Below are 6124 nucleotides of genomic sequence, written 5' to 3'. Positions count from 1 at the left end.
CGCTTTTGATCTGCCGCAAACTTCAATTCTTGGAATGCCTCAAAATTTACACCAGCGGTTTGTGCTTCTGCTGCAAGGTCGGCAACACTTTGTGCCGCCGTATTTAGTGCAGCAACACCAGCCGTTAGCGCACCAACAAAAACCCCGCCGCGAATGATGTTGGCTGTTGAACGAATGGATCCGGCAAATTCCGCCATGTTACGATCAGCAACAGCAATCTTGCCCGAGGACTTGTCCAAATCCTGCATAAACCCAGCGAACGCCGGACGGGTCTTATTGTCACCCTTGATGCGCCACAACATTTCTTTGATCATGTCATTACTTTTTGAGTTGGCAGTACGCAATCCAGCCGTTGAATTCATCAACGCTCATTTGCTCAATTTCTGAAACGGTTTTGTGCAGCCGATCCGCAAGTCTAAATATATTCAGACGCTGCGGATCGGCTTTTAGTTTTTTGCTTGTTCCTCAACACTGAGATGATTTTTCATCTCAAGGCCAATTCGAGAAACTATCCGGTCATCTGAGTTGCCATACAAAATAACCGCATCACCCTCTTGAAAGATAGCATCCCCGTTTTTATCCAGTGCTTTGCGAACAATCATGGTGCACAACGCCAAGTGATAATTGCCATTCGACTTTGTGTTGAGGAGGTGTGCGTCTTTAAGCGTGGGCGGATCATAGAAAATCTCAAATGGGCCATTCTCATCGCCCCATTCTGCAACAAGCAATTTGCTGCGCGTCTGACTTTGATAATGCTGCTTTATCCTATCAATAACGCTCATTATGCCACCGTACTCTTTGTAAGTGCGCCATTGGCGTCAGCACTGAAATTGCGAGTAACTATGCCATCTTTGGAACCGCTCGAGTTGATAGACGTGACAATTGCATTGCCTGCATATTGTTTGTCGCCTGACCCATCGCCACCTGGCAACAACACCAACGCAACTTCTGAACCAACTTCCAATGTTTCTTGGCCATTTGTGTCGGTGGCATCCCACCAGCAATCTATGGTTACGTTCCAATCTTTGATCCCACCAGTTTTGCGCGTTTTGAAGGCGTCTCCCATGGACGTATCTTCTTTAACGTCTGCACTTTCAGTAAGTGACCAAGATTGGATTTCCGCAATTGCGTTGGCACCAACTTTAACAATGCCATCATTGCCATCTGTCGTAGACATTTGGTGTTCTCCTATTGAATTGAAGTTGAGGGTTCATGGCTCATGGTGCGGTACCGCACTTTGTAGGCCATTTGAATATTGGCGACACGTTGTTCAGACCCGCCGCCAATATCCATGTTTGTTGAAACCAGAAAAGTTGATTTAACCAACCCGCCTAGCTTGGGATCTGCGCCAAATGCCTGCTCGACTGCTTCGGCGATATCGTCCAAATCATCTTCGATATCCACACCGCCTTTCACATATCCTTCAAGCGAAATGCTTACCTCTCTTTCGAGCGGCGGTATTTTGCCCATCGCAGAGACATCTGAAGTTTCGGTTGGCGCAAACACTAAGATAATCGGTCCATTGACCGGATCCACTTTCAGCGTTCTTGCTTTCATGATTTCGGCACCGGGCATGGCTGCGGCGATAAGTTTGGCAATGAACGCTTCTCGTATTTGTTGTCGAACATGCGTCATTCAACTAACTCCAAGTAGAGCCGCGCCATGCCTTGCCCATCAACATCAACAGGTGCAGCCACTTTATAATTCTTAGCATTGATGCCAATTAGATCGGCTTCACCATACCCACTTGGAAGAGTGCTTGCTGCGCATGTGATTGTCGCGTCACCAACGCTCACTGGCACCGGCCCCAAGTCGTCAACTTGAAGGGTGGCATTGTCGAAATTTCCGGCAAGATTGTAAGTCGTACCACCCGTAGAAAGTTGATAGGTAAAAGCCGTGGCGAATTCATCAACGTCAAAAAAGATCGGTAAATCACTCCGAAGTGTCTGAGCCAACGTCATCGGCTTTCTCCTTCGGCTCAGAAGCTGCACGCGACTTCACACGCACCGCCTTTTTGCGAGCAATTAGATCGAGCCCAATGGTGCGATTGACGTTTTTTGTGGAACCGCGTGGTACCATTTCATCATCAATGGGTGCAGTTTTAAGAAGCCGGATTTTGATTTTCATCAGACTCACCACTGGACTTTTTGGCAATCTCATCCGTGAGTTTTGTCAAAAGCTCTTGTGCTTCAGTTTTTGCGATCTCCACTTTTTCAAGCTCAGACTTTGCAGACGCTGTTGCTTCCTCAGCGGCTTTTTGCGCTTTTTCAGCTTCAGCCGTTGCCTGTTGAATGGCTTCGAGTTGACCGTCGTTTACGGCAACCGCAGCATTCTTGCCCTCGTCAGGTTTATTGCCAAAAGCAATTTCCAAATGACGATCAAGCTTGCCTTTAATCGCCAATTCCTCACCCGCTTTGAAGTGCAGCAATGCTTTTGCAACAAACGCCTTGCGGGCATCTTTGCCCTTGCCAAGCTGTTTATCTTTGGCATCATCAAGCAAGTGTCCACGCGCATGTGCCTGCTCGGACGTTAAGAACAGGGTTGTGCCCATTCCAACTGATGCTGCAATCAATAATTTTCTGATTTCCATTATTCATCTCCAAAGAGAAAAGCCCGCTCAAAGGCGGGCTTATTCTCAAGTTAGATTATTCAGCAATTGCTGGATTTAGTTGAAGGTCACCAACACTGCACCAGACCATTGACCATAGCCAACGTTGCCAGCCCAATCGACACCATACATGTGCTCTTTGTTGAGCTTTTCGTATTCAGAACCTTCTGCAATCGCAAATGGCTCCAAAGCCTCTTCTTCTTGCAGAATGAATGGCTTCACTTCTGAATCCGTCCGGTACATCACAAATGTGTCTGTCCAACTCAGCCGTGGGTTTGGTATGACATCAATCGAAAAGTCGCCTTTGATGGCAGGAATAACAGCAGATTTGCCGCCATCGCCCAACACAGCTTTAAGCGCTTTCAATGCAACACCAAGAAAACCCACAGGCACTTGAATAGTGAATTTGGTTGCCGATTGGTTGATCGGCTGACCCTGTTCATCTTTAAGCCCGACAAGAGTCTGAATGCCTTTTAAGACTGCTTCTTCAAACTCAGTCACAGTTGGTGCCGCAGGTGCTACAGCATCGAATGTGATTTTATTTGACTGCGTTTGACCATCGCCTGCGGGGTGATCCGTATCAAAGAAATATTCACCATCGTAACAAAGCGATGTAGCCCCATTTAGAATGAGTGTAGAAATCAATGATGCAGACAAGTCTTCAGCACGGCCAATCAGATCATTCACACGAAGGCGGATCATGCCCTTTTTATCTCGGCGAATGTCCTTTTTCTTAAAGGTGATCGAGTTGTCGAAGTCTTTATTAGCAAGACTGAAGCTGTGTTCTTTGATCTCAGCAGGGGACCGAGAGTTGTGAAACTCACCCATTGCTGGCACGGCACCAAGCCAACCATAGTCTTCGCTTGCTTCAGACGAGCTGACTTTCATCGCCACGTCATCAACCCAGCTCGTATTGCCTGAATCGATGCGCGACATCATCATTGCAATCACAGCTTGTGACGTGATTGCGCTATATTGAGAAGCTCCCATTGTCACAAATCCTTATGCTTGCAACGCAGCTTTGACGAGTGCTGCGTCATAGTCGACAACACAAAGCGTTCCGCTAATGTGTCGGCTGACATAGCCAATCAAAGAGTTGCTGGTTGATGTTAGGGTGAAGGTGCCATCGTCGGATGCATAGACAGCGGGACGATCGTTTGATGTGATGCTTGCGCCCACAACATTAAGCTCGATGCGCCCAGACTGTTTGAGATAAGCATCAATCGCGCCATTTGCACCATCACGGTTATCGGCCTCTGCTTCCGCAAAGCCACAGAATGCATCGCCTGCATTCAATGGACGGGCATAGCCTGAACCGTTTTCGCCTACAGCGCCGCCTTGGAAAATCCGGGCAGTTGCTGCAACCGGCAATTGGCTTTTATCACCAATGACGTGTCGCCGGGTTTGATTTGCTTGAAGGGCCATTAAGACTTTGCCTCACGCTTTTTCATAGCAACATAGTCCGCAGCGGACATGAACTTGGATTGTAGGCCCTCGCTCGCGTTCCACTCAGCAGTCCAACCTTCAGGTGTCTGCTCAACTTTGTCGCTGGTTGCAATTGCAGCACTCGGTGCAGGTGTTGCCCCGCTTGCCAAATTATCATCTGACGCCAGTGCAGAAAGGGTTTTCCCCTTTTTGAATTCGTCAGATGTCATGATCCGATGGGCTGCTTCGGCTGGCGTTGTTTTGCCATCCGCAATCATTGCAGCGATCAAATCATCACAGCCGGGTTGGGCCAAGGCCTGAATTCCGGCAATGCGGTCACGCTCTTCAGCCGCAGCTTGAGCCAGCAGGTCACCCTGTTCGCTCTTTGCATTAGCTTGAATGGACGCAACCAACTCAGGATCACTGGCATTTAGGCTTTCGAGCCGTGCTGCCAGCGTCGGGGTTGGCGTATTACCACCCGCCTGCTTGTTGGGCATGTCAATATGCTCCTTGCTAGTGGAAACCGTTGCGGACCGATCCCCGTGGTTTTCATCATTTGGTCGGGCCGCAAACCCCGCCAAAACTTCATTGATTGTTTTGATCCCATCGATCATGCCGCGCGATAGCGCTTCTGGAGCCGAAAACACTAGGCCCTGCCCGAAACGCTCCATGACTTGATCTGTGGAAATCTGGTTATATTCCGCCAACGCCTCGACAAACATCTGCCCAGCGTCATCGACGATTGCCTGCATTTCCGCTTTGCCTTCAGCACTATGCGGATCCAAACGTTTATTGGGCGACTGAGAGGCGGTAATCTCGATCTTCTTGGCCCCAAAACTTTCTAGGATGCCATCCATATCGAAATAGCTGATCACTGATCCAACCGAGCCGATCATGGCGGTGCGCGTGGCCCACGTCTTGGTGGCCGCACTTGCTAGCCAAAACGCAGCTGAACAGCCAATGCCGCTTATCACTGCTTCTATCGGTTTTGTTTCTGCAAAACCCGCGACCAAATCGGCAGCATAATCAAGGTTAGAGCATTGACCGCCCGGACTATCAATTTCGAGAACGGCCCCTATAAACTCATCGCTCGACGCCAGTTCGAGGTCTCGCTCAAATTCTTCGTACGAATAAGTGTAGCGATTGAAACGATGCGACAGTGCGCCAAAGACCCGAACAACAGCAACGTCGCCCCAGCGATATGCCATTGATCCTCGCGCCAATGCAGTAGGCCGCTCAACCTCACTCGCATCTGCACCTTGAAAGTTTAGGCCAAGGTTAGCTGCAACAAGGTTTTCAAACAGCTTTGGATCCCGCATCTGCAAAACGGATGCCAGTTGCGGCAAGCCTAAATGGCGGCGATCAATTAGCCAGTTACCAGAAAAGGTCATTCTTTATCCTCATCATCTTCGGGTTGAACGGCTAAGGCTGTTCCGGCTGCATCGCCGTTCAGACCATCCTTTTCGCGCTTCGCTTGTTCGTGCGCGAGCTGATCGTGCTTTTCATCAAATTGACCACCCGTGCGCTCAATCATCACTTGTTCGCGGGTTTTGTTGCCGTTCTTTATGTCCACTTCGTCGGCTTTAGCCTCTTTAAGAGGGTCAATCGACATGCGCTGCGAGCCCAACCATTCGCCCGCCATCCATGCTTGGCGCTTAATCGGGTCGTCCATGAAGCCGGGCAGGTCCAATCGACCGGAGCCAACTGCCTCTACAAGTATCCATTCAACAATTGGATTAAGAGCCTGCCGCGCAAGCCAACCACGTTTGCGGCGAAAATATTGCCACGCCATCTCAAGAGCGGCTCGGCTTGCGGAATATGAAGCCGTGAAATGCTTGATCAGCAATTCAAATGGGATCTCAAGTGCCACACCGATTTGACGCAAGATCGCCACCACAAAAGGATCAAACCCGGAGTTCGGTCTGCCATGCTCGGGAATAACTACTTTCTGCCCTTCAGGTAGGTCAGTGATTATTCCATCTTCAATTTCAATTTCGCCATTCTCGCTACCGCCACCTGTAGGCAGTTCGAGAATGCTAGCATCGTCGACAAACTCCGCCCCAGCTTCCTTTTCAATAAAACCAAAAAACT

At 49.3% G+C, this 6124-nt stretch carries 11 protein-coding genes; all 11 read right to left on the bottom strand.

Annotated features, from left to right (window positions below; all coding sequences use genetic code 11):
* Positions 1–362, bottom strand: a 362-nt coding sequence (locus ACJAZW_RS14940) for a hypothetical protein (RefSeq protein ID WP_415159521.1), incomplete at its 3' end; no start/stop codon positions are given.
* Between the two features lie 84 nt (positions 363–446).
* Positions 447–782, bottom strand: a complete 336-nt coding sequence (locus ACJAZW_RS14935; protein WP_415159519.1) for a hypothetical protein — start codon at positions 780–782, stop codon at positions 447–449.
* A complete protein-coding gene (locus ACJAZW_RS14930) occupies positions 782–1177 on the bottom strand; it encodes a hypothetical protein (protein WP_415159517.1) in 396 nt (131 codons plus the stop codon). Before ACJAZW_RS14930 ends, ACJAZW_RS14935 begins: the two co-directional genes overlap by 1 nt.
* Positions 1178–1188: 11 nt before the next feature.
* Complete coding sequence (locus tag ACJAZW_RS14925; RefSeq protein ID WP_415159515.1) at positions 1189–1635, bottom strand: hypothetical protein; 447 nt, start codon at positions 1633–1635, stop codon at positions 1189–1191.
* Positions 1632–1961: a hypothetical protein gene (locus ACJAZW_RS14920; RefSeq protein WP_415159513.1), complete on the bottom strand. Its 330-nt coding sequence runs from the start codon at positions 1959–1961 to the stop codon at positions 1632–1634. The genes ACJAZW_RS14925 and ACJAZW_RS14920 overlap by 4 nt, the downstream gene beginning before the upstream one ends.
* Complete coding sequence (locus tag ACJAZW_RS14915) at positions 1933–2127, bottom strand: hypothetical protein (protein ID WP_415159511.1); 195 nt, start codon at positions 2125–2127, stop codon at positions 1933–1935. Before ACJAZW_RS14915 ends, ACJAZW_RS14920 begins: the two co-directional genes overlap by 29 nt.
* Positions 2102–2590 (bottom strand): hypothetical protein, encoded by a 489-nt coding sequence (locus ACJAZW_RS14910; protein WP_415159509.1) that lies wholly within the window; start codon positions 2588–2590, stop codon positions 2102–2104. Before ACJAZW_RS14910 ends, ACJAZW_RS14915 begins: the two co-directional genes overlap by 26 nt.
* Positions 2591–2665: 75 nt before the next feature.
* Positions 2666–3598 carry a Mu-like prophage major head subunit gpT family protein gene (locus ACJAZW_RS14905; RefSeq protein ID WP_415159507.1) on the bottom strand — a complete coding sequence of 311 codons (933 nt, stop codon included), beginning with the start codon at positions 3596–3598 and terminating at the stop codon, positions 2666–2668.
* A 12-nt stretch (positions 3599–3610) separates the two neighbouring features.
* On the bottom strand, positions 3611–4033 hold the full coding sequence (locus tag ACJAZW_RS14900; RefSeq protein WP_415159505.1) for a hypothetical protein: 423 nt from the start codon (positions 4031–4033) through the stop codon (positions 3611–3613).
* Positions 4033–5424 (bottom strand): S49 family peptidase, encoded by a 1392-nt coding sequence (locus ACJAZW_RS14895; protein WP_415159503.1) that lies wholly within the window; start codon positions 5422–5424, stop codon positions 4033–4035. The genes ACJAZW_RS14900 and ACJAZW_RS14895 overlap by 1 nt, the downstream gene beginning before the upstream one ends.
* Positions 5421–6124 (bottom strand): phage portal protein (locus tag ACJAZW_RS14890; protein ID WP_415159501.1); only part of this gene is annotated, 704 nt, incomplete at its 5' end. The genes ACJAZW_RS14890 and ACJAZW_RS14895, both read right to left, overlap by 4 nt.

The organism is Maritalea sp. (assembly GCF_047634455.1).
Taxonomy (GTDB): Bacteria; Pseudomonadota; Alphaproteobacteria; order Rhizobiales; family Devosiaceae; genus Maritalea.
This window is presented reverse-complemented; position numbering and strand designations above follow the sequence as displayed.

Excerpts from the sequence above, each read along its gene's own strand:
- ACJAZW_RS14935 (WP_415159519.1), bottom strand. The coding sequence starts at position 782 with ATGAGCGTTATTGATAGGATAAAGCAGCATTATCAAAGTCAGACGCGC.
- ACJAZW_RS14930 (WP_415159517.1), bottom strand. The coding sequence starts at position 1,177 with ATGTCTACGACAGATGGCAATGATGGCATTGTTAAAGTTGGTGCCAAC.
- ACJAZW_RS14925 (WP_415159515.1), bottom strand. The coding sequence starts at position 1,635 with ATGACGCATGTTCGACAACAAATACGAGAAGCGTTCATTGCCAAACTT.
- ACJAZW_RS14920 (WP_415159513.1), bottom strand. The coding sequence starts at position 1,961 with ATGACGTTGGCTCAGACACTTCGGAGTGATTTACCGATCTTTTTTGAC.
- ACJAZW_RS14915 (WP_415159511.1), bottom strand. The coding sequence starts at position 2,127 with ATGAAAATCAAAATCCGGCTTCTTAAAACTGCACCCATTGATGATGAA.
- ACJAZW_RS14910 (WP_415159509.1), bottom strand. The coding sequence starts at position 2,590 with ATGGAAATCAGAAAATTATTGATTGCAGCATCAGTTGGAATGGGCACA.
- ACJAZW_RS14905 (WP_415159507.1), bottom strand. The coding sequence starts at position 3,598 with ATGGGAGCTTCTCAATATAGCGCAATCACGTCACAAGCTGTGATTGCA.
- ACJAZW_RS14900 (WP_415159505.1), bottom strand. The coding sequence starts at position 4,033 with ATGGCCCTTCAAGCAAATCAAACCCGGCGACACGTCATTGGTGATAAA.
- ACJAZW_RS14895 (WP_415159503.1), bottom strand. The coding sequence starts at position 5,424 with ATGACCTTTTCTGGTAACTGGCTAATTGATCGCCGCCATTTAGGCTTG.